This window comes from Streptomyces sp. V3I7 (assembly GCF_030817495.1).
Lineage (GTDB): Bacteria > Actinomycetota > Actinomycetes > Streptomycetales > Streptomycetaceae > Streptomyces.
On the sequence record NZ_JAUSZK010000001.1, the window covers coordinates 985,811 to 1,007,656 of the forward strand.

Here is a 21,846-nt window from a genome sequence, read left to right on the forward strand (position 1 = left end):
CGGGCCCTGCCGAACGCCGCGCTCCGCGAGTTCCGTGAGGGCGCCGCCGGTGACGGCGCCCTCGGCGGGGGTCAGGACGGCCGCTTGAACATCCGGGTCGCCGTGATCTCGCTGTGCGCCGCTTCGCCGGCCGGGATCTGCTGCGGCAGGCCGGGGCGCAGGTGCTCCTCCACGCTGATGTACTTCAGGCCGGCCCGGAGGTCTGCGTCGTTGCGCAGCCGGATCACCAGCGGGAACTCGGCGAGCGCGGTCGTGTCGAACAAGCCCGTGGTGTACAGGAGCTGGACACCCAGCGCGTCGGAGACGGCCCGCTGGAGTTCCAGCAGGTACGTCGCGTTGGCGCGGCCGATGGGGTTGTCCAGGAACAGGGTGCCCGCGTGCCGGTGCTTGTCGCGTCCCCGGTCGTTGCTCCGCAGGGCGGCCATCGTGCAGTACAGGGCGATGGCGGCGGTGAGCAGCTGGCCGCCGGAGAACACGTCGCCCATCTGACCGACGGGGACGCGCTCCGCGCGCAGCACGGCGTCGGGCTTGAGGATCTCGACGGCGACGCCCTTGGGGTGGAGTGCCGCGGCCACACCGCGCAGCAGCAGGGACATGCCGTCGCGCCGCAGATCGGAGTTCTTCTTCACGGCGGCCCGGGTCGCCTCGTCGATGACCTCGCCGAGCCGCTCCGTGAGCGTGGCCTGGTCGGGCTCCTCGAAGCGGATGCGCAGGAACTCCTGCCCGGACCACTCGCCGAGCCCCTCGGGCAGCCGGGAGAGCCGCTGGGCGGAGCGCAGCGTGGCGAGCGCCGACTCGACGAGTCCGCGCAGCCGGTCCACGATCGAGTCCCTGTTGCGCTCCAGCTGCTCCAGTTCGTCAGTGAGGACCCGCAGCCGCGGCGCGAAGGCCTCGGCCCACTTCGCCGCGTGCTCGGGCAGCGCGGCGGCGGGCAGTTCCCGGATCTGCTGGCGGGCGGGGGTGCGGACGTGCTCGTAGCGCGTGGAGTTGGCGTGCCGGACCAGCACGTCACTGGCCTCCCGCACGGAGGACTCGGCGGCGGACAGGTCGGCGGCGCAGCCGCGCAGCGACCGGCGGGCCTCGGCGGCGGACTGCCGGGCCTCCTCCAGGGTGCCCGGGTAGGGCTCGGGCGCCTCCTGCTCCTCCTCCGTGCCCTGTTCGCGCAGCAGGTCGCGGAGCATGGCGGCGATCTCGTCGAAGCCGCCGGCGGCGTCCTCGGCGGCGCGGTGGGCGTCCAGGAACTCGGCGTGCGACGCGCGGGCCTGAGCCAACGCCTCGGTGCGGGAGGCGAGTTCGGTGGTGGCGGTGCGCAGCAGCGTCTGGGCGTGCTCGGCGTCGCGGGGGACGCGGTCCTCGGCGAGCTCGGTGTGGGCGTCACCTTCCTCAGGTGCGTGCCGCTCGGCCTCGCCGCGCAGTCGGCCGAGCTGCTCGCTCGCGGTCGACATGCGGGTCTCCAGGAGGTGCACCAGCTCCTCGGCGCGCGCGGCGGCGGCCTGCCGGGAGGGGCCGTCCGAGCCGTCGGGCGACTGGAGCAGCAGCTCGGCGCGGCTACGGACCTTGTTGCTGAGCCGGTCGAGTTCGGCGCGGGCCGCGCTCTCGTCGCTCTCCGCGCGGGCCTGTTCGGCGCGCAGGTCGGCGCCGACGCCGACCTTCTCGTACAGCTGGGAGGCGGCCCGGTAGGCCTCGCGGAGGGCGGGCAGCGAGGCCTGGGGGGCCTCGTCGGCGCCGGCCTCGGGGACGTCGTCGGGCGCGCCGGCGATCTCGGAGCGCTCGGCGCGCAGCGCGCGGGCCGTGCGACGGGCGTCGTCGGCGGCGCGCTGGGCGGCGCGGCGGTCCTCGTCGGCGGCGCGGGCGCGCTCCAGGCAGAGCTGGGCGCGGGCCTCCGACTCGGTGGCCTCGTCGGCGAGTTCGCGGAGCTTGGCCTGCCAGCCGGAGCGCTCGCGCAGCCGGAAGGCGAGTCCGGCGAGGGCGTCGGCGGCGCGCCGCGCCTTCTGCGCGGCCTCCTGCCGCTCGTCGCGCACCTGCACGGCTTCGGCGGCCGTCTCCTCGGTCTCGGCCCGGGTGGTGCGTGCCTCGGCCAGTTCCGCCTCGGACTCCTCGGCGAACGCGCGCGCGTCGTGGGCGGTCTGGGCCAGTTCGAGCAGGTGGCCCTGCGGGCAGCCGGTGCGCCACGAGGCGAGACGGGCGGCCAGTTCACGGTCCTTGCCGAGCCGTGCGGCGAGTGTGCGGATCTCCTCGTCGCGCACGGCCGCCCGCGTGCGCAGCGCCTGCCGCTCCTCGTCGGCGGCGTGCTCGTCGTGCATGGCCGGGTTCGGCGGTACGAGGAACACGTCGCCGGTGGACGCGTCGGTGGCCGGGGCGGGGGCGAGCAGGGCGGCGGCGGTACCGACGGCCACGGTGGAGCGCGGCAGCAGCGCCGCGTCGTCGAGTGCCTCGCGGGCCCGCTGGTGGGTGTCCGGGTCGGTGATGATCACACCGTCGACCAGTTCCGGGCGGGCGGCGAGCACGCGGGCGTGGTCGGCGGGGTCCACGGCCTGGGCGAGATAGCGCCAGCCGGGCAGTGCCGGGATGCCGTGCTCGCCGAGGAACTCGACGGTGGCCAGCACGTCGTGACTGGGCGGCAGCAGCCCCCCGTCGCCGAGGGCGCCCAGGATGCGGGCGTCGTCGGCGGCGGCCGTGCGCAGGTCGAAGAGCTGCCGTTCGGCGGAGGAGACGGTGCCGTCGAGGAGTTCGCGTAGCTCGTCGGCGAAGCGGTCGAGGTCCTCGGGCGTGAGACGGCCGTCGCCCGACGGGGCCGGAGCGGCGTCCGTCTCGCCGTCCTGCCGGGGCTGCGGGACGAGCGGGCGCGTCGCGCCGTCGAGGCTCAGCAGCTCCGCGAGCCGTTCCTCGGCGGCGAGGGCCTCGGCGGTGCGCCGCTCGGCCTCGTACGCGCGCTGCGCCGCCGTCGCGGCGTCCGCGGCGCGGGCCGCCGTCAGTTCGGCGCGGGACTCGGCGGAGGCTGCCTCGCGGGCCTGCTCGGTGGCGCGGCGGGCGGCCTCGCGGGCCGCGTCCCAGGCGGCGACCGCGGTCTGCTCGGCGTCGCTGGCCGCGAGGGCGGCACGGGCGGGATCGGCGTCGGGCGCGCTGTCGTCGAGCCAGCCCTTGCGTACCGCCTCGGCGGTCTCCTGCTCGACCTCGGTCAGGCGCTGGCGCAGATGGCCGGCCTCGCTGCGGGCGCGCTGCGCCTCGGTGGCGGCGGTGGTCGACTCGCGGTACGCGGATTCGCCGACCTCCTGGAGCGCTGCGGAGCGTTCCTCCCCCTCGTTGGCGACGGCCTCTGCGTTCTCGGCGGCCGACTGGAGGGCGCGTACGAGATCGACGGCGGCCCTGGCCCGGGCGGCCAGGGCGGGGGCGGCGTCCCGTTCGGCCTCCTGGATGGCGGCGGCCACGCGCGCGACGCGGTCGGAGGCGGCGCGGTGGCGCAGCACGGTCTCGGCGGCCTGCCAGGCGGAGTGCAGGGTGCGTGCGTCGGCCAGCTCGCGCTTCTGCGCGGCGGCGGCCTTCTCGCCCGCGGCGAGAGCCAGCGAGGCGTGCCGGTAGGCGAGTTCGGCGGCGATCAGCGAGCTGCGTTCCCGGGCGGCCTCGGAGTGCGTGACGGCGTACGCCGCGGCGGTGACGCGCTGTGCGAGGTCGGCGGCGCGCACCCGCTCGCGTACCCCGCGCGCGGAGAGCCGGCGCGCGAGGGTGCGGGTGCGGCGCTCGGCTCCGGCGTGGATGTCCCGCGCGTGGGAGCGTGTCTCGGTGGCCTCGACGATCCGTCCGAGCAGGTCGACCGACCCGGCCGTGAAGTCCCGTTCGGCCATCAGCTCGGCGCGCCGCCCCAGCTTGTTGCCGAAGCCGCTGACCAGGTCGGCGAGCCCGTCGGTGTCCCGGGTGTCGGTGACCGCGCGCAGCAGCAGGTCGGTGAAGTCGGAGTCCTTCTTGACCGCGAAGAGGCCCGCCGCCTCGCCCTCGTCGGCGTTCATCTCCCGCTGGTAGCGGAAGAGTTCGGGGTCGAGGCCCAGCTCGCCGAGGTGCTCGGTCCAGCGCTCGTGGGTCTCCTCCCAGTGCACCTCCAGGTGCGGGTAGGTGCGCCCCGCCTCGGTGAGGGCGTCCCGGAAGCCCTTCATGGTGCGGCGGCGGCCCTGGGCGCCGGACTGGCCCTCGACTGCCGGGCGTACGGCGGTGGACTCCGCGACGGGGAGGTTGTCGAGGCTGAGTCCGGGGCCGGGCCGGAAGGAGTACCAGGCCTCGGCGAACTTCCGCGGGTCGTTGGAGACCTGGCGTCCGCGCCACTCGCTGGCCTTGCCGACGACGACGCACTCGCCGGTCAGCACGTGCTGCCATTCCAGCGCCACATGGCCGCAGTCGTCGGCGAGCAGGAACTTGCGCAGCACGCCGGAGCTGGCGCCGCCGAGGGTGTTGCGGTGTCCCGGCAGCATCACGGAGAAGATCAGCTTGAGCAGGACGGACTTGCCGCCGCCGTTCTCCAGGAAGAGCACGCCGGCGGGCGCGGGCCGGTGCGGCGGGCCGGCCGGCTCGTCCTCGAAGAACTCCGCCTGCCTGGGGGCGGGATCGGGGACCGGTGCGCCCACGCCCCGCAGGTCAAGCACGGTGTCGGCGTAGCGTGCACCGGCGGGTCCGATGGAGTAGAGGCGGACCCGGGACAGCTCGTACATGGCGGACTCTCGCGTTAAGTCTTCGGAAATGTGCGGTGGTTCAGGGGGGCGGGCGCCCATGAGGGGCGGGGCCCAAGGCCTCAGGAGTGGAACGGCAGCCCGGCGTCGGCGACCAGTTCCAGGTCGTCGGTGTCCTCGGGGGGCAGCAGGCTGGCGCTGCCGTCGGTGACCGGAACGATGCCGAGCTCCAGCAGTTCGGCCATGGCGGCGCTGCTCGCCAGGTCGCGCACCTGGAGCTGGTAGCGGGCGGTGGTGCGGTAGGTGCCGCCGTGGTCGTCGCCGGTGCGCTGGAGGAAGCCGGAGTCGGTGAGGAAGGCGGTCGCCTTGCCGACGATGCCGGTCGTCGAACCGGCAAGCCGGCGCGCGTCCTTGGTGGCGCCGGTCGCGCTGCGCCGGGCCCAGATCCGCCACGCGGCCTCCAGGGCGGGCGTGTCGGTGGCCGGGTCGGTGTTCTCGCCCTGCTGCTCGGCGCGCTGTTCGAGGCGGCGGCAGGCCTGCCGTACGAAGGCGTCGACGCCGTTGACGGTGAGGCGCCCGATGTAGCCGTCGTCGGCCAGGTCCTCGGGGCGCGGGAACGCCAGGGCGGCGATGGCGAGATGGGCGAGCCCGTGCAGGAACCGGTCGCCCGAGTCGGCGGACGTACGGCGCGCGTAGTCGCTCATGCGGACGGCGAACACCGAGTCCTCGGCGGCGGTCACGGCCATGCCCGCGCGCGGGGACACCTCCAGGACGACGAGTCCCAGGCCGGTGGCCACGGCGTCCGCGAGTCGTGCGAACGCCGGGTCCTCGCGGTAGCGGCGCAGCAGGTCGGTGTAGTCCTGGTCGCGGGCGGGCTGGAGCTTGGGCTGGAGTCCGAAGGCGACGAGCCGGGCGGCGTCGGCGGCGTCGGCGGGCGTGACGGCGGAGGCTGCCGGGGCCGCGGCAGGCTCGGGCTCGCTCCAGTCGACGTGCTCGGTCACGGTCGGGGCTCCTTGTCGCGCTCACATTGCTTGGTCCATCGGGCGGCCGCGTTCATGACGCCTCCGTCCGGTCCGCCGCCATCGCGGCCGCGTCCAGCAGGGCCGTGCCGACGATGAGGTCGGCCCCGCCGAACTCCTCGTCGTCCAGCTCCGTGCTGTCGTCGACGGCGAACAGCAGCTTCTCCTCGCCCTGCCGGTAGGCGGTGCCCACCGCCGGGCTGGCCGCGTGGACGGCCAGCAGGGCGACGAGATAGGGCAGCTCGGGGTCCTGCCTGCGGGCGTCGGCGAGCAGTCCGGAGAGCCTGCGCGGCGCGTCGGCCGGCAGGTCCAGCAGCTCCTTGGCGGCGGCCAGTTGCTCCTCGCTGAACCGGCTGTCGTCCGGCGTGGCGATGAGGTCGGGCTCGGGCATCTCGGCGCCGAGATGCTCCCGCTCCATGGGCGGGGTCAGCAGGAGGTCGACGAGGTCACCGACCCGTACCGACGCGGGCGTCCGCAGACCGGTCCCGCGCGCGAAGAAGGCGTCCGTGACCCGGACCGCCTGCTTCAGGGGCAGCGGGAGGGAGGGCGCGAGGAGGTGGCCGTACAGGTCGGTGCCCGAGGCGGTCAGGGGCGTGGCGAAGGCCTGCCGGTCCTGCTCGGCGCGGAAGAGCGGGCCCGCTTCGAGCAGCCGGGACTGCAGCTGGGTGTGCCGGCGGATGCAGTCCTTGACGATGTCGACCAGCTCGGCGGCCCGGCGCTTGTGCCCGGGGTCCTCGCTCTCGTCGCGCGCCTTGCGGATGTTGGTGAGGATCGCGTTCTCGTGGCGGTACCGGTCGGCGACGTGGTCGAGCGCCTCGGCGATCATGTCGGGCACGGAGTTGAGCCAGTCCACGGCGCGCACGTTGCGCCGGGTCGCCTCCAGGGCGCGGCGCAGGGTCTCCGCGTACTGGACCGTGCGGTAGCGGGCCTGCTCGGCGGCGAGCTGGGCGTCGGCGAGCCGGCCGCGGTTGATCAGCACCTCCAGCTTGACCTCGGCGGCGATCTGGGCGCTGGTGACATCGGTGTCCAGGGCGCCGACGAGGACGTTGACGGCCTCGTCGGTGGTGCGCAGGAAGACCGTGCCGCCGGGGCCCGGGACCTCCTCGATCAGCTTGAAGTCGTAGTCGCGGCGGACGTAGGTGCCGTCGGCCGCGAAGGTGCCGTACACGGCGCGGAAGCCGCGGTCGACACTGCCGACGTTGATGAGGTTCTCCAGAACCCAGCGGGCCACGCGCTCGTGCTCGGTGGCGGGGCGCGCGGGGGCCTGGGCGGCGATGCGCGGGAGGAGCCGTGCGACTATCTGGTCGTGGTCGGCGCCGGTGTCGAAGTCCATGTTCAGGGTGACGAGGTCGATGGCTGCGAGGGCCACCTCCGCCATGCCGTACACCGAGTAGGCGCCCGCGAGGTTCGCCTTGCGGGTGTCCAGGTCGTGCAGCGGCGCGGTGCAGGCGAGCGCGCGCAGCCGCCGCGCCAGTCCCTCGTCGGCGGCCGGGCCCACGGCGGGGCGCGGCCCCGCGCTGAGCTGGGGCGGAACGCTGTCCGTCGATGCAGGCGAAGTCACGGTGCACAGACTAGGTCCTCGCCCTGACAACTACCCAAACGGCGCAGAAACGACGGCCGTCACGGCGACGCGAGACACGCTGGCCGCGGTCGCGCCGCCCTCGGTCGACTCCCGGCCCGTACCCAGTCGGCGACTCCAGCCCGCCCTCGGTCGACGGCTCCCGGCCCGTCCTCGACTCCGGCCCGCCCCCAGTCGGCGACTCCAGCCCGCCCTTGGTCGGCCACTACCGGTCCATGCCCAGTCGGCGACTCCGGCCCGCCCTCAGCCGGCCACTCCCGGCTCACTCTCATTCGGCCGCTGTCGGCCCGCCCTCAGTCGGCCGCCGCTGAGCCACTCTCATTCGGCCGCCGCCGGCCCGCCCTCGCCGACGCGGCGCCGGTACACCTCCACCACTCGTTCGAGCGAGTCGGCGAGGTAGGTGTCCAGCAGCCTTTCGGCCTCGCGGCTGTCCCCGGCCTGGAGCGCCTGGAGGATCTGGCGGTTGCGTGCCAGGTACGGCTCGTGCAGCCGGCGCGGGTCGTCGACGACGTGGAAGGCGAGGCGCAGCTCGGCGAAGACGCTGCGCATCAGTTCGTCGGTGCGCTCGCTGCCGGCCAGGGCGACGAGCTCCCGGTGGAAGTGGATGTTGGCCGTACCCAGTGCTTTCCAGTCATTTTCGACGGTCGCCAGCTGCCCCTCCGTGACCGCGGCGGCCAGTCCCCGCACGGCGTACGGCGGTTCGCCGAGCGCGCGGACGACGGCGCATTCGACCAGGGTGCGGGTGCGGTAGATGTCCTCGACGTCCTCCACCGTCAGGACCCGGACGAAGACGCCCCGGTTGAGCTCGTGGACGAGCAGGCGTTCGTGGGTGAGCAGCCGGAACGCCTCGCGCAGTGTGTTGCGCGACACACCGAGCGCCCCGCCGATGCTGTCCTCGGACAGCCGGGTGCCTGGCGGGAAATAACCCTCGGCGATACGGCTTCTGAGGATGTCGGACACCCGCTCCGCGGTGCTGGTGCGCCCGAGGAGCGCGCGGTCGTCGGACAGTTCCGTCAACTGCTCTGCCATGCCCGGAATTCAACCGCAGACATAAGGACGAGACAACGTAGGTATTGAAGGATCGTTGAACGATCCCCTACGGTGCTCCGCACGGCAAGGCTCCCCCACGGCCCCACGACCCACGGCTCAGCCCCGCACGCCCCGCACCCTCCGTCCCTCATCTGCGAGGTGCCCATGAGCACGACCCCTCCACCGCAGGCCCTCCCCTCCGACACGTCGCCGGGCGCGCGTGAACGCGGCTCCGAAGACGGCCCGTTGGGCTGGCTGCACGCCCTCGGTCCGCGCGGCAGGCGCGCGTTCACCGGAGCTTTCGGTGGATATGCCCTGGATTCCTACGACTACTTCACGCTGCCGCTGACGATGGTCGCGCTGGCCGCGTACTTCGGCCTGGACAGCGCCCAGACCGGTCTGATCACCACGGTCACGCTGGTCGTCTCCGCGGTCGGCGGCGCCCTGGCGGGCGTGCTCGCGGACCGGGTCGGCCGGGTCAAGGCGCTGATGATCACGGTGGTCACGTACGCCGTCTTCACCGTGGCCTGCGGCTTCGCGCCCAACTACGAGACGCTGCTGGTCTTCCGCGCCTTCCAGGGGCTCGGCTTCGGCGGCGAGTGGGCGGTCGGCGCGATCCTGGTCGCCGAGTACGCGAGCGCGAAGCACCGCGGCCGTACGCTCGGCGCCGTCCAGAGCTCGTGGGCCGTCGGCTGGGCGCTGGCCGCGGTGGTCTACACGCTGGTCTTCTCGTTCGCCGGCGAGGACCTGGCCTGGCGTGTGATGTTCTGGACCGGTGCGCTGCCCGCCCTCCTCGTGGTGTGGCTGCGGCGCCGGGTGAAAGACGCGCCGCAGGCCGAGGCGGCCCGTGAGGAGAGCGCGGAGCGCGGCTCGTTCGCGGCCATCTTCCGGCCGGGCAGCGCCGAGGCGCCGGGGCTGCTGCGGACGACGGTCTTCGCGGGCCTGCTGTCCACCGGTGTCCAGGGCGGCTACTACACGCTGGCGACCTGGGTCCCGACGTACCTGAAGAGCGAGCGCGGGCTGTCGGTCGTCGGCACCGGCGGCTATCTCACCTTCCTGATATCGGGCGCCTTCATCGGCTATCTGACCGGCGGTTACCTCACCGACCGACTGGGCCGGCGCCGCAACATCTGGCTCTTCGCGCTGCTGTCGGCCCTGTGCATCCTGGTGTACGCCAACATCCCGAGCGGCGCCAACACCCTGCTCCTGGTGCTCGGTTTCCCGCTGGGCTTCTGCATGTCGGCGATCTTCAGCGGGTTCGGCTCCTACCTGAGCGAGCTGTACCCGACGGCGGTGCGCGGCACCGGGCAGGGCTTCACGTACAACACGGGGCGCGCGGTGGGCGCGGTCTTCCCGACCCTGGTGGGCTTCCTCGCCGACAGCTGGGGTGTGGGCGGCGCGCTGGTCTTCGGCGCGATCGGCTACGGCCTCGCGGCACTGGCGCTCCTCGGTCTTCCGGAGACGCGGGGGAAGGAGCTGGCGTGAGCGGGATTCACCGTACGCAGGAGGGTCCGGCCCTCGTCGCACAGGACCGCCCCGTGACGCTCGTCGACGAGCACGCGCGCGCGTGGAGCCCGAAAACCGCCCGCGACCGCTTCCGCAGGGGCCTCGCGGGCCCCACGGCCGGGGTCGCGGCGGGCCACACGCAGGCCAACCTCATCTCGGTGCCCGCCGACTGGGCCTACGACATGCTGCTGTTCTGCCAGCGCAACCCGAAGCCGTGTCCGGTGCTCGACGTCACGGACGCCGGGTCCTGGAGCACCGTCCTCGCGGACGGCGCCGACCTGCGCACCGACCTGCCGCGCTACCGGGTGTGGCGGGACGGCGAGCTGGTGGAAGAGCCGACGGACGTGCGTGCCTACTGGCGCGAGGACCTGGTGTCGTTCCTGATCGGGTGCAGCTTCACGTTCGAGTGGGCGCTGGCGCAGGCGGGTGTCCCGATCCGGCACGTGGAGCAGGGCCGCAACGTGCCGATGTACGTGACGGGCCGGCAGTGCCGTCCGGCGGGGCGGCTGCGCGGTCCGATGGTGGTGTCGATGCGCCCGGTGCCCGCGCGGCACCTGGCGGCCGCGATCGGCGAGAGCAGCCTGCTGCCCGCGGTGCACGGCGCTCCCGTGCACTGCGGCGATCCCTCGGCTCTCGGCATCGACGACCTCGGGCGGCCCGACTTCGGTGAGCCGGTCGAGGCCGGTCCGGACGACATCCCCGTGTTCTGGGCCTGCGGTGTGACCCCTCAGGCCGCGGTGATGGCGTCCCGGCCGCCGTTCGCCCTCACCCACGCGCCGGGCCAGATGTTCGTCACCGACGCCCGCGACGAGCAGTACCGCGTGGCCGCCTGACGGCCGGCGCGGCGCACGCCCACGGAAGGACACCGAAGGACCCATGACCTCGATCGATCTGAACGCCGACCTCGGCGAGGGCTTCGGCCGCTGGCGGCTGACCGACGACGAGCGGCTGCTGTCCGTCGTCACCAGCGCCAACGTGGCCTGCGGCTTCCACGCCGGGGACGCGGCGACCATGCGGCGGGTGTGCGAGCTGGCGGCCGAGCGGGGCGTGACGATCGGCGCCCAGGTTTCCTACCGGGACCTGGCCGGGTTCGGCAGGCGCGCGATGGACGTGCCGGCCGCCGAGCTGGCGGCCGAAGTCGCCTACCAGATCGGGGCCCTGGACGTCTTCGCGCGCGCGGCGGGGTCACGTGTGGCGTACGTGAAGCCGCACGGCGCGCTGTACAACCGGGTCGTGCGCGACGAGGAGCAGGCCACGGCGGTGGTCGACGGCGTGCTCCTCGCGGGCGCCTCCCTGCCGGTGCTGGGTCTGCCGGGCTCGCGTCTGCTGGAGCTGGCGGGCAAGGCCGGACTGCCCGCCGTCACCGAGGCGTTCGCGGACCGCGCCTACACCGAGGAGGGCACGCTCGTGCCGCGCGGGCAGGAAGGCGCGGTGATCAGCGACCCGCTGGACGTCGTGGAGCGCTCCATGGACCTGGCCCGGGACGGCCGGGTCGCCTCGCACTCGGGCGTGGTCATCCCGGTACGCGCGCGTTCCCTGTGCGTGCACGGCGACTCACCCGGCGCGGTGGAGCTGGCCCGCCGGGTGCGCGGTCGGCTGGAGGCGGCGGGCATCCGGGTGGAGGCGTTCGCATGAGGACACGGCGGGTCGGTGACAGCGCCCTGCTCGTCGAGGTCGGATGCGGCGACGAGGCCCAGGCGCTGCACGCGGAGCTGCTGCGCCGCCGCGCGGAGGGCGAGCTCACCGTCCGCGAGATCGTCCCGGCGGCCCGCACGGTGCTGCTCGACGGGCTGGCCGATCCGGTCCGCTGGGAGACCGAACTGAGCGCCGCCGCGGTGCCGCCGGTGCCCTCCCGCGCGCGTGAGGTCGTCGAACTCCCGGTCCGCTACGACGGCCCGGACCTCGCCGAGGTCGCGGCCCACTGGGGCGTACCGGAACCGGAGGTGGCGTCCATCCACGCGGGCGCCGAATTCACCGTCGCCTTCTGCGGGTTCGCGCCCGGCTTCGGCTACCTCACCGGTCTGCCCGAGCGCTACGACGTGCCGCGCAGGTCCTCCCCGCGGACGACGGTCCCGGCGGGCGCGGTGGCGCTGGCGGGTCCGTACACCGGCGTGTACCCGCGCTCCTCCCCCGGCGGCTGGCAGCTGATCGGGACGACGGACGCGGTGCTGTGGGACCACGCGCGCGTGCCGGCCGCGCTGCTGTCACCGGGCGCCCGTGTCCGCTTCGTACCGGTGGCCGCGGCATGACCGACCGCGCGCTCGTCGTCGAGCGGTCAGGCGCCCTGACCACCGTGCAGGACCGGGGCCGGCCCGGGTACGCCCACCTGGGCGTGCCGCGCTCCGGGGCGCTCGACATGCCCGCCGCGGCGCTCGTCAACCGGCTCGTCGGCAACCCGGCGGACGCCGCCGTCCTGGAGACGACCCTCAACGGCTGTGCCCTACGCCCGCGTTCCACGGTCGCCGTGGCGGTCGGGGGTGCTCCCTGCCCCATCACGGTGGGCGGCCGCCCCGCCGCCTGGGGTGCGCCGGTCGTGGTTCCGGCCGGGAAGCTCCTGAACGTGGGAACGGCTGCCTCCGGCGTACGGTCCTATGTGGCCGTCTCCGGCGGCATCGCCGTCGAACCGGTCCTCGGCAGCCGCTCCACCGACTTGTTGTCGGGCCTCGGCCCGGCGCCGCTCACGGACGGCACGGTGCTGCCGCTCGGCCGCCCCGCCGCACCCCACGCGCGCGTGGACGTCGCCCCGCAGCCGCGCCCGCCGGCCGAACTGGTCCTGCGCGTGACCCTGGGGCCGCGCGACGACTGGTTCACGCCCCAGGCGCTCCGGGACTTCACCACGCGCACCTATCGCGTGTCCGCCGCCGGCAACCGCATCGGCCTGCGCACGGAGGGACCGCCCCTGGAGCGGGCCGTCTCCGGTGAACTCCCCAGCGAGGGCATGGTGTGGGGCGCGGTCCAGGTCCCCCCGGACGGCCGCCCGGTCGTCTTCCTCGCCGACCATCCGACCACCGGCGGCTACCCGGTGATCGCCGTGGTCCGCCCCACCGACCTCCCCGCAGCCGCACAAGCCGCCCCCGGCACCCCACTCCGCTTCACCGCCGTACGCCATCGCTGACCCCTGACACCGGCCGGGCCCGGCGGCGAGTCCGTCCGCCAGGAGCGCGGCCCAGCCTCGCCACCCGTCGCCGAGTCCCCGAGCGCCATGAACCGCACCGGTTTCATCCCACGCCCTTCGGCAGACCGCGCGCGCCCGCGGTGGAACGTCCCGTCCGCACGGGCCGGACCGTCGCGTCATGGGCCGCGAGGAACGCCTCGACCGCCGTACCCCACCCGAAGCACTCCGCCCACGCGCGGGCCGCTTCCCGGCGCTGCCGCTCGGGGCGCTCCAGGAGCAGCTCCACGGCGTCCGCGAAGGCCTCGCCGTCGTCGCCGCCGCCGGCGGCGGGGGCGACGACGGGCAGGCCGCTCGCCATGGCCTCCTGCACGGTCTGGCAGAAGGTCTCGAACGGGCCGGTGTGCGCGAAGACGTCGAACGAGGCGAAGATCCGGGCGAGTTCGGGCCCCGTGCGGCGGCCCAGGAAGACGGCGCCGGGCAGCGTCTCGGCGAGGTGGGCCCGGCTGGGCCCGTCCCCGACGACCACGACGCGTACCCCGGGCAGGCCGCAGGCCTCCGCCAGGAGCTCCACGTGCTTCTCGGGGGCGAGCCGTCCGACGTAGCCGACGATCAGCTCGCCGTCCGGGGCGAGTTCGCGGCGCAGCGACTCGTCCCGGCGCTCGGGCCCGAAGCGCGCGGTGTCGACGCCGCGCGGCCACAGGCTCACGCGCGGCACGCCGTGCGCCTCCAGGTCGCTCAGGGCCGGGCGGGAGGGAGCGAGGGTGCGGTCGGCGGCGGCGTGGACGGAACGGATGCGCCGCCAGGCGGCCGCCTCGCCCGCCCCCATGTAGGTGCGGGCGTACCCGGCGAGGTCGGTCTGGTAGACGGCCACGGCCGGGATGCCGAGCCGGGCGGCGGCCGCCATGCCGCGGACGCCGAGGACGAAGGGGCTGGCCAGGTGGACGACGTCGGCCCGGTGCTCGGCGAGGGCCACGGCGACGCGCCGGCTGGGGAGGGCGACGCGGACCTGCGGATAGCCGGGCAGCGGCAGGGACGGCACCCGGACGACGGGGCACGGCACCTCGGCGGGGTCGCCGCCTCCGGCGTCGGACGCGCCTCCCGGCCCAGGCGGCACGGGGTGGGCCGTGGACTTCGGAACGGCCGGGGCGACGACCAGGGGAGCGTGCCCGCGATCGACGAGGTGCCGGACGGTCTGGAGCGCGCAGTGGGCCACGCCGTTCACATCGGGGGGAAAGGACTCGGTCACGATGACGACACGCATACGGGTGTTCTCGTCGTGCCGGACGTGGCCACGCCAAAGTGGATCTTTCCGAACGGCGAACGTCCCGTGAGCGTTGCGCCAGACCGCGACGCAGGTCAGGCCACGTCCCACCTCGTGACCGCCAGGTCATCCGGGGTTCAGGTTCACCCGGCGGCCGTTCCCGTGCGCCCCTGGGGCGCGACGCCCGCCCGGTCCGGCCGTCCCTGGCCGTCACACGGCGGGCCCGTCCGGACCGATCCGGCTGCGCACCGCCGTCTGGACCTCGGCCTCCTCGGCCGGGTCGGCGGCGAGGCGGCGCAGGCGCTCGACGACGCGGTTGTCACCGGTCTCCGCGTAGCGGGCGGCGAGTTCGCGGGTGGTCTCCTCGCAGTCCCACAGGCATTCGACGCCGAAGCCGGTCGGGAAGGAGGGGTCGGTGGCGGCCAGGGCGCGGGCGGCGCGGCCGCGCAGATGGGAGGACGCCGTCTCCCGGTACACGTGGCGCAGCACGGGCGCCGCGCAGGCGATGCCGAGGCGGCCGGCTCCGTCGACGAGGGTCCACAGTCCGGGCGCGTCGGGCCCCTCGCCCCGTACGGTCTCACGGAGCGCGCCGAGGACGAGGTCGCTGTCCTGCGCCCCGCCCCGGCAGGCGAGCACGCGACCGGCGGCGGCGCCGAGGGCGTCGGGCCGGTGGGCCCAGCCGCGCGCCCGCTCGACGGCGGCCTCGCCGCGCATGCGCTCGAAGGCGTCGACGGCGGCCTCCATGACGGGCCCCGGACCGTCGGCCACCGCGGCCTCGATCAGGGCGGGAGCGTCGGGATCGTCGCTGTCGGCGAGGTAGCGAAGGGCGGTGCAGCGGGCGCCCTCGGTGCCGGCGCGGGCGGCCAGGAGGATCTCCGGACGGTCGTCAGGGGCCGCGACGGCGGCGAGACAGCGGGCGGCCGGGACATGGAGGACGGCGCCGCGTTCGACGCCCTGCTGGGCCCATTTGAAGACCGCTGACACACTCCACCCCGGGCGGGGACCGCTCGGCCGCATCTGCCGTTGCCAGCGGTCGAAGCTGCCCGTTTCCTGGGCGGTGCGCACGCGCGTGGCGATCGACTCGCGCGGGTCCTCGGCCCACAGCCGCCAGGGCCGCGGCTCGAAGGCGTCCCGCACGGCGACGGCCAGTTCGGCCTCACCCTCGGCGTCGGCAGGGAAGCGGGCCAGGACCGGGGCGGCGAGGGCGCGCAGGCCGGCGTCGTCGTCCCGGAGCGCCAGTTCGTCCAGGGCCCAGGCCCAGTTGGCGCCCGAGGCGGCGTACCTGCGCAGCAGCACGAGCGCGTCGCGCCTGCCGTACGACGCGAGGTGCCCGAGAACGGACAGGGCGAGGCCGGTGCGGGCCTCCTCAGGGTCGAGGACGTCCTCGGCGCCGAAGAGGTGCGTCTCGATGGCGTCCAGTTCACCGTGCAGGTCGAGGTAGAGCCGCGCGTAGTACAGGGAGCGGTTCTCGACCTGCCAGTCGTGGCGCGGGTCGCGCAGCACGCAGTGGTTGAGCGCCGCGAGCGCTTCGGGGCGCGGGGCGGTGAGGGCGTGCAGCGTGCCGTCGCCGCGGCCCCGCTGGAGCAGGCCCAGCAGTGTGCCGCTGGGCGCTATGACCGGATCGAACATGGGAAACAGCCTCACATCAAGCGTCGACGTGACCGGGACACACGCATTACCTGGCCGCGTGACACAACGTCGGGGCGCCCGCCGTCTCGTGCTTGCTGTAGACCATTTTTTCCTCTGCCTCTCGTCGGAGCCCTCGCGGACCGCGTCACGGTCCGCGTGTGTGCGGCAACATCTGCCCCGCCATCTCGACCGTGAATCACGACGTCATGATGACCCGCGGTTTCTCCTGCCGCGACCGTATTTCGGGCGGCCTTTTCACCGCCTCCCCCGTTTTTCTTGCCGTGCCCGGTCAGTTCCTGCTCAGGACCTGGTCAGCCCTGGTCAGGGCGGTTCGGATCAGCGTGTACCGAACAATTCCAGGAGTTCCGTCCTGCCGAACATCCGGGCGGTGTCGATGGCCGACGGAGTTCCGGCCGCGGGATCGGCGCCGCCTTCGACAAGCGCCTTGATCACTTCCTGCTCGCCCTTGAAGACGGCACCGGCGAGCGGCGTCTGGCCGCGGTCGTTGACCCGGTCCACGGCGGCCCCGCGCGCGAGCAGCGCGCGCACCGTTTCGGCGTGGCCGTGATAGGCGGCGAGCATCACCAGGGAGTCGCCTCGGTCGTTGGTGAGGTCGGCCGGGACGCCGGCGTCGACGTAGGCCACGAGCTCCTCGGTCCGCCCCTGCCGGGCCAGATCGAAGATCCTGGTCGCCAGCTCCACGACCTCGGGGTCGGGGGCTTCACTCATCGGGCGGACCACCTCTCCTGCGCATTTCTCGAACCGGGGGAGCGTACGTCAGCGCGCGATTCGACTGCCGTACGGGTGAAGCGCCAGCGTACTGGCCTGCAGGGGGCCGTCCGGGCGCCGCCAACCGGGGGAAATGCGCCGAGATTCACCCAGTTGCACCTTTTATCGTATGGATACATGCTGTGATGCTGGAACAACTCATGGTGACTGTCCCCCCATCGACACCAGGAGACCTCAAATGATTCTCTCCATGTCCGGCGTTGTCCTGCTCGGCATCATCGTCTTCCTCTTCTTCAGGAAGGACGGCCTCAAGGCTTCCCACGCAGTGGTCGCATCCCTGTTCGGCTTCTACCTCGCCAGCACGGCCATCGCCCCGAGCATCAAAGCCGGCGGCGAGAGCCTGGCGAGCCTCCTCGGCGGCATCAAGTTCTGACGCACCCCTCCCGCCCTTACGCACCGACAGGAGACAGCAGTGGCCCGGCGCCCTCTCCCCCGCATTCTGAGCAACGGCAGCGCACAGATCGCCAGGAGCCGGGAGCTGGCCCGGACGGCGGCCGACAGCGCCACCGACGTCCTCCACCCGCTGATCACCGTCACGCGCGGACTGCGCCGGCTGGCCTCGGCCGGACGGCGCAAGTGGGCGGACACGCCCAAGGACAAGCGCGGGCCGCTGCTGTTCCTGGTGGCCGCGGTGGTCCTGGTCGTGGCGCTGGTGCCCTACGGCCCGCTGCTCGCCGTCATCTCGCTGATGGCGGCGGCAGCCTGGCACGGCCGGGACCGCACCGCGTCCGAACCCGAGGGGCCCGACGAGTCCCAGGCGCAGCGGCTCCAATCGCTGTACGAGGCCCTGGTGCCGTACTTCTCTGCCCCCGAGGACCCGGCGCCCCTCTACGCCCACGGCGGGGCCTGGGACAAGGCCTTCGCCACCCACGAGTTCGACGACGCGGGCCGCGTCGGCCACCTCGTGATCCGCTACCCGGCCTACTTCCCCGACGGCGAGCCCGAAGCCCGCGCGCGGATCGAGCATCTGCTCACCGCCAAGGCCGGCCGGGGCCGTGAGTACCACTTCGTGTGGGACGAGGAGGCCAACCAGCTCACGGTCACCGTCCTCGCCCCGCTGCCCACCGACATCGCCGCCCAGCGGTTCGTCACCGCGCCCGGCGAGACCGTCCTCGGCTTCACCGACCCCACCGAGGTCCAGCGCACGCTCCCCCTCGGCTACGGCGAGGAGCAGCGCGATGTCCCGCCGGTCGTCTGGCGCACCGGCATCCGCTCCACCGAACCGCACCTGCTGGCCGTCGGCCAGCCCGGCAGCGGCACCTCGACCCTGCTGCGCTCGATCGCCCTCCAGGCGCTCCAGCACGGCGATGTGCTCATCGTCGAAGGCGGCGGCACCAGCGAGTACGCCTGCCTGACCGGCCGGGACGGTGTCGTGGCCGTCGAGTGCGGGCTGACCGGGGCGCTCTCCAGCCTGGAGTGGGCGGCACACGAGACGGAGCGGCGGCTGATCGCCGCCAACCGGGCCCGGCAGGCCGGGCATCCGCCGCCGGACGACACCAGGCGTCCGCTGTGGATCCTGCTGGACCGGCCGAGCACCTTCACCCACCTCGCGGCCGCGGAGGGACGCAGGGATCCGCAGGCACTGCTCCAGGTCCCGCTGCGGCACGGGCGGGCGGCCAATGTGACCGTGGCCGTCGCCGAACAGCTCGACGGCGCGGACGCGTTGAGCGAGGCGGTACGGCAGCACACGCGCGCGCGGGTCGTGCTCGGACCCGCGACGCCGGAGCAACTCGCCTCGGTCTTGGGCGCGCCCGCGCACACGACACCGCTCACCGACGTCCCGCCGGGGCGCGGTTACGCGCGGCTGGGCTCCGGTCCGGTTCACCGGCTCCAGGTGCCGTCCACGCCCGACCCGTACGACGACGCGACGAGCGACGCCGACCGGCAGGCGGTGCTGGCCCTGCTCCCGGCCCGCACCTCCCCCGAGGCCGGCGAGCCGCTGGACGCGGCCGGGCCGGACGCGACCCCCGTGGAGGCCGAGCCGGTGCCCGCCGCGCCGGTGGAGGCACAGCCGAAGGGCCCGTCGACCCAGCCGCTGCACGCCCAGGCCATGGCGGCCGAGAGCACCTGACCGCCACGGGACGACGTACGAATACGGGGCCCTGCTGCGGCGGGGCTCCACCAGCCGGGCCGCGGCAGCCAGGCGTACCGCAGCCTCCTCCGCCACACCGCACGAAGGACGGACACGGGACCCCACCCGTGCCTACGCCACGAACGTGCGCGGCGGCTCCGCTCCGCCCGTCGCACCCGACTCCACCAGCCGGGCCGCGGCAGCCAGGCGTACCGCAGCCTCCTCCGCCACCGCTCCCGCCACGGTGAACGGCAGTCGCACATAGCCCTCGAAGGCGCCGTCGACCCCGAAGCGCGGGCCGGAGGGCACGCGGACGCCGACCCGCTCCCCCGCCTCCGCCAGCCGCGAGCCCGACAGACCGCCCGCGCGCACCCACAGCGTGAGGCCGCCCCGGGGCACCTCGAACTCCCACTCCGGCAGTTCGCGCCGTACCGCCGTCACGAGGGCGTCCCGGTTCTCCCGCGCCTGGACGCGCCGCAGGTCCACCGCCTGCTCCCAACCGCCGGTGCTGAAGAGCCAGTTCACGGCGAGCTGCTCCAGGACGGGGGTGCCCAGGTCGGCGTACGCGCGCGCGGCGACCAGGCTGCGGATGACATCAGGAGCCGCGCGGACCCAGCCGATGCGCATCCCGGCCCAGAAGGCCTTGCTGGCAGAACCGACCGTGATGACCGTCGAGCCGGCCGGGTCGAAGCCGCACACCGGGCGCGGCATGTCCGCGCGAGTCAGGTCCTCGTCCAGGTACAGCTCGCTCATCGTCTCGTCGACGACGAGCACCGTCCCCGCCGAGCGGGCCGCGTCCACCAGCCGGCGCCGCTGGTCCTCGTCGGCCAGCGCGCCGCTGGGGTTGTGGAAGTCGGCGACGACATAGGCGAGCCGGGGCGCGGCCTCGCGCAGCACCTGGCGCCAGCGGTCCAGGTCCCAGCCCGTGAGCCCCTCGCCCATGGCGACCGGGACCAGCCGGGCGCCCGCCTCCCGCATCAGCTGGAGGATGTTGGCGTACGACGGCGACTCGACGGCGATGCGCTCGCCGCGGCCGGCGAAGAGGTGGCAGATCGCGTCCATGGCGCCCATGGCGCCGGTCGTCACCATGATCTGCTCGGGCATGGTGGGGATCCCGCGCTCCGTGTAGCGCTCGGCGATCATCGCGCGCAGCGCGGGCAGACCGGCCGGGTAGTCGCCGTGCGTGTGCGCGTACGGCGGTAGTTCCTCCAGCGCGCCCTGGACGGCCCGGGTCAGCCACGGCTCGGGCGCGGGCAGCGCGGCACAGCCGAGGTCGATGACCGAGCCCAGCGACTCGGGCGGCAGCGGTTCGAGCCCGCGCGCGGGCAGCGGATTTCCGGCCGGTACGGCGGTCCAGCTGCCCGCGCCGCGCCGGGACTCCAGGAAGCCCTCGGTGCGCAGCGCCTCGTAGGCGGCGGCGACCGTGGTGCGGCTGACGGAGAGGGAGAGCGCCAGTTCGCGCTCGGCGGGCAGCCGGGCGGCCACGGGCACGCGCCCTTCGAGCACGAGCAGCCGGATGCCGTCGGCGAGCGCACGGTAGGCGGGCGGGCGGCGGGTTCCGGGGCCGGCGGGGCGGTCCTGCTGGGAGTTGAGGAGCCGGGCGAGCTGAGCGGCTCCCACCGCTGAGGTCCACGACGCCATGAAGATCAGTCCACCTTCCCCGAATTGGCCATGGATGGCTTCTGTTTCCAAGCCACAGAGTGGCATGCACCGGTCCACCATTGCCACACAGGGGGGCACTTTTGTCCGCTGAGCCGTTCACCGACCCGTCCAAGCGGAGCCATCTCGCGCGGCGGCTGATCCAGCTGTACGTCGGCCTCGTCCTGTACGGCGCGAGCACCGCCCTTTTCGTGGAGGCGGGCCTGGGCCTGGAGCCCTGGGGCGTCCTGCACCAGGGGCTCGCGAAGCTGACGGGGCTGAGCATGGGGCTGGTGCTGACCATCGTCGGCGCGCTGGTGCTGCTGCTGTGGGTGCCGCTGCGCCAGCGCCCCGGCCTCGGCACCGTCTCCAACGTCCTGGTGATCGGCTTCGCCATGGACATGTGCCTGACCGTCCTCCCCGACGTCCACACGCTCGCCGTGCGGATTCCGGTGCTTGTCGCGGGCATCGTGCTGAACGGCATGGCGACCGGCCTGTACATCGCGGCGTCCTTCGGCCCGGGCCCCCGCGACGGCCTGATGACCGGGCTGCACCAGCGCACGGGACGCTCGATCCGGCTGATCCGCACCGTCCTGGAGGCGACCGTGGTCGCGACCGGCTTCGCCCTCGGCGGCACCGTGGGCGTCGGCACTGTCCTGTACGCGCTGTGCATCGGCCCGCTGGCCCAGTTCTTCCTGCGGGTGTTCGCCCTGCCCTCGGCATCGGGGCGCAGCACGGTCGTCGCCGGACGGCAACCGGAGCGCGCGATACTTCACCCGTGACCACCGTGCCGATACGCCATCCCTATCTCGACCATCCCGGCCCGATCCCCTTCGCCCACCGGGGCGGGGCGGCGGACGGCCTGGAGAACACCGCGGCCCAGTTCAGGCAGGCGGTGGCGGCGGGCTACCGGTACATCGAGACGGACGTGCACGCCACGGCCGACGGCCGGCTCGTCGCGTTCCACGACGCGACGCTGGACCGGATCACCGACGGGGCGGGCCGGATAGCCGACCTGCCCTGGGCGGACGTACGGCAGGCGCGGGTGGCGGGGCGCGAGCCGGTGCCGCTGTTCGAGGAGCTGCTGGAGGCGTTCCCCGAGGTCCGCTGGAACATCGACGTCAAGGCGGAGCCCGCCCTGCGCCCCCTCCTGGAGCTGATCGAGCGCGCGGACGCCTACGACCGCGTCTGCGTGGGCTCCTTCTCCGAGGCGCGGGTGCTGCGCGCCCAGCGGCTCGCCGGGCCGCGCCTCGCCACGTCGTTCGGCACCCGCGGCGTGCTCGGTCTGCGGCTGCGGTCCTGGGGACTGCCCGCCGCCGTACGTCGCTCGGCGGTCGCCGCGCAGGTCCCCGAGTCCCAGTCGGGCGTGCTGGTGGTCGACCACCGCTTCGTCCGCGCCGCACACGCGCGCGGGCTTCAGGTGCACGTGTGGACGGTCAACGAACCGGAGCGGATGCACCGGCTCCTGGACCTGGGGGTCGATGGCATCATGACCGATCACATCGACATGTTGCGCAAGGTCATGGAGGACCGAGGCGTCTGGGCCTGATCACCC

Annotated in this window: 17 protein-coding genes; 9 read left to right on the top strand and 8 right to left on the bottom strand. The window is 74.2% G+C overall.

The genetic code is table 11. From position 1 onward, the window contains the following. Window positions 1-71 precede the first annotated feature (71 nt). From QFZ74_RS04715 to QFZ74_RS04730, 4 genes are all read right to left on the bottom strand, one after another. Window positions 72-4,697, bottom strand: coding sequence for a hypothetical protein (locus QFZ74_RS04715; RefSeq protein ID WP_307619511.1), 4,626 nt, complete (start codon window positions 4,695-4,697; stop codon window positions 72-74). Between the two features lie 80 nt (window positions 4,698-4,777). Continuing rightward, on the bottom strand, window positions 4,778-5,656 hold the full coding sequence (locus QFZ74_RS04720; protein ID WP_307619512.1) for a hypothetical protein: 879 nt from the start codon (window positions 5,654-5,656) through the stop codon (window positions 4,778-4,780). 52 nt (window positions 5,657-5,708) lie between these two features. Further along, window positions 5,709-7,235 carry a hypothetical protein gene (locus tag QFZ74_RS04725; protein ID WP_307619513.1) on the bottom strand — a complete coding sequence of 509 codons (1,527 nt, stop codon included), beginning with the start codon at window positions 7,233-7,235 and terminating at the stop codon, window positions 5,709-5,711. Window positions 7,236-7,571: 336 nt separating this feature from the next. Then, on the bottom strand, window positions 7,572-8,282 hold the full coding sequence (locus tag QFZ74_RS04730; RefSeq protein WP_307619514.1) for a GntR family transcriptional regulator: 711 nt from the start codon (window positions 8,280-8,282) through the stop codon (window positions 7,572-7,574). 165 nt (window positions 8,283-8,447) lie between these two features. On the opposite strand from QFZ74_RS04730, the gene QFZ74_RS04735 reads away from it, so the two are divergent. From QFZ74_RS04735 to QFZ74_RS04755, 5 genes are read left to right on the top strand one after another with little or no spacing between them, the layout of a single operon-like run. Next, the gene (locus tag QFZ74_RS04735; RefSeq protein WP_307619515.1) at window positions 8,448-9,767 is read left to right on the top strand and encodes an MFS transporter; all 1,320 of its coding nucleotides are present in this window, start codon (window positions 8,448-8,450) and stop codon (window positions 9,765-9,767) included. Window positions 9,768-9,772: 5 nt separating this feature from the next. Further along, window positions 9,773-10,621: a putative hydro-lyase gene (locus QFZ74_RS04740; protein WP_307624044.1), complete on the top strand. Its 849-nt coding sequence runs from the start codon at window positions 9,773-9,775 to the stop codon at window positions 10,619-10,621. Window positions 10,622-10,664: 43 nt separating this feature from the next. Continuing rightward, window positions 10,665-11,423, top strand: coding sequence for a LamB/YcsF family protein (locus QFZ74_RS04745; protein WP_307619516.1), 759 nt, complete (start codon window positions 10,665-10,667; stop codon window positions 11,421-11,423). Next, window positions 11,420-12,037: an allophanate hydrolase subunit 1 gene (locus QFZ74_RS04750; RefSeq protein WP_307619517.1), complete on the top strand. Its 618-nt coding sequence runs from the start codon at window positions 11,420-11,422 to the stop codon at window positions 12,035-12,037. The genes QFZ74_RS04745 and QFZ74_RS04750 overlap by 4 nt, the downstream gene beginning before the upstream one ends. Then, the gene (locus QFZ74_RS04755; protein WP_307619518.1) at window positions 12,034-12,903 is read left to right on the top strand and encodes a biotin-dependent carboxyltransferase family protein; all 870 of its coding nucleotides are present in this window, start codon (window positions 12,034-12,036) and stop codon (window positions 12,901-12,903) included. Before QFZ74_RS04750 ends, QFZ74_RS04755 begins: the two co-directional genes overlap by 4 nt. Before the next feature lie 103 nt (window positions 12,904-13,006). Here the strand turns inward: QFZ74_RS04755 and QFZ74_RS04760 are convergent, their stop codons facing one another. The 3 genes from QFZ74_RS04760 to QFZ74_RS04770 form a co-directional block, all read right to left on the bottom strand. Further along, window positions 13,007-14,164 carry a glycosyltransferase family 1 protein gene (locus QFZ74_RS04760; protein WP_307619519.1) on the bottom strand — a complete coding sequence of 386 codons (1,158 nt, stop codon included), beginning with the start codon at window positions 14,162-14,164 and terminating at the stop codon, window positions 13,007-13,009. Window positions 14,165-14,374: 210 nt separating this feature from the next. Beyond that, a complete protein-coding gene (locus tag QFZ74_RS04765; RefSeq protein WP_307619520.1) occupies window positions 14,375-15,793 on the bottom strand; it encodes a HEAT repeat domain-containing protein in 1,419 nt (472 codons plus the stop codon). Between the two features lie 336 nt (window positions 15,794-16,129). After that, a complete protein-coding gene (locus QFZ74_RS04770) occupies window positions 16,130-16,522 on the bottom strand; it encodes an ankyrin repeat domain-containing protein (RefSeq protein WP_307619521.1) in 393 nt (130 codons plus the stop codon). A gap of 238 nt (window positions 16,523-16,760) precedes the next feature. Here QFZ74_RS04770 and QFZ74_RS04775 point away from each other — a divergent pair, with 238 nt between their 5' ends. Both QFZ74_RS04775 and QFZ74_RS04780 read left to right on the top strand, forming a co-directional pair. Beyond that, window positions 16,761-16,955 (top strand): hypothetical protein, encoded by a 195-nt coding sequence (locus tag QFZ74_RS04775; RefSeq protein ID WP_307619522.1) that lies wholly within the window; start codon window positions 16,761-16,763, stop codon window positions 16,953-16,955. Between the two features lie 39 nt (window positions 16,956-16,994). Further along, window positions 16,995-18,653, top strand: a complete 1,659-nt coding sequence (locus QFZ74_RS04780; protein ID WP_307619523.1) for a hypothetical protein — start codon at window positions 16,995-16,997, stop codon at window positions 18,651-18,653. A 132-nt stretch (window positions 18,654-18,785) separates the two neighbouring features. Here the strand turns inward: QFZ74_RS04780 and QFZ74_RS04785 are convergent, their stop codons facing one another. Continuing rightward, entirely contained in the window at window positions 18,786-20,294 is a 1,509-nt protein-coding gene (locus QFZ74_RS04785) for a PLP-dependent aminotransferase family protein (protein WP_307619524.1), read from the bottom strand. 101 nt (window positions 20,295-20,395) lie between these two features. Between QFZ74_RS04785 and QFZ74_RS04790 the strand changes: the two genes are divergently transcribed. Next, window positions 20,396-21,073 carry a YitT family protein gene (locus QFZ74_RS04790; RefSeq protein ID WP_307619525.1) on the top strand — a complete coding sequence of 226 codons (678 nt, stop codon included), beginning with the start codon at window positions 20,396-20,398 and terminating at the stop codon, window positions 21,071-21,073. After that, window positions 21,070-21,840 carry a glycerophosphodiester phosphodiesterase gene (locus tag QFZ74_RS04795; protein ID WP_307619526.1) on the top strand — a complete coding sequence of 257 codons (771 nt, stop codon included), beginning with the start codon at window positions 21,070-21,072 and terminating at the stop codon, window positions 21,838-21,840. Before QFZ74_RS04790 ends, QFZ74_RS04795 begins: the two co-directional genes overlap by 4 nt. Window positions 21,841-21,846: the final 6 nt, after the last annotated feature.

Coding starts and splice junctions, on each gene's coding strand:
- QFZ74_RS04715 (WP_307619511.1), bottom strand. CDS start 4,697: ATGTACGAGCTGTCCCGGGTCCGCCTCTACTCCATCGGACCCGCCGGT.
- QFZ74_RS04730 (WP_307619514.1), bottom strand. CDS start 8,282: ATGGCAGAGCAGTTGACGGAACTGTCCGACGACCGCGCGCTCCTCGGG.
- QFZ74_RS04735 (WP_307619515.1), top strand. CDS start 8,448: ATGAGCACGACCCCTCCACCGCAGGCCCTCCCCTCCGACACGTCGCCG.
- QFZ74_RS04745 (WP_307619516.1), top strand. CDS start 10,665: ATGACCTCGATCGATCTGAACGCCGACCTCGGCGAGGGCTTCGGCCGC.
- QFZ74_RS04750 (WP_307619517.1), top strand. CDS start 11,420: ATGAGGACACGGCGGGTCGGTGACAGCGCCCTGCTCGTCGAGGTCGGA.
- QFZ74_RS04755 (WP_307619518.1), top strand. CDS start 12,034: ATGACCGACCGCGCGCTCGTCGTCGAGCGGTCAGGCGCCCTGACCACC.
- QFZ74_RS04760 (WP_307619519.1), bottom strand. CDS start 14,164: ATGCGTGTCGTCATCGTGACCGAGTCCTTTCCCCCCGATGTGAACGGC.
- QFZ74_RS04765 (WP_307619520.1), bottom strand. CDS start 15,793: ATGTTCGATCCGGTCATAGCGCCCAGCGGCACACTGCTGGGCCTGCTC.
- QFZ74_RS04770 (WP_307619521.1), bottom strand. CDS start 16,522: ATGAGTGAAGCCCCCGACCCCGAGGTCGTGGAGCTGGCGACCAGGATC.
- QFZ74_RS04775 (WP_307619522.1), top strand. CDS start 16,761: ATGATTCTCTCCATGTCCGGCGTTGTCCTGCTCGGCATCATCGTCTTC.
- QFZ74_RS04785 (WP_307619524.1), bottom strand. CDS start 20,294: ATGGCGTCGTGGACCTCAGCGGTGGGAGCCGCTCAGCTCGCCCGGCTC.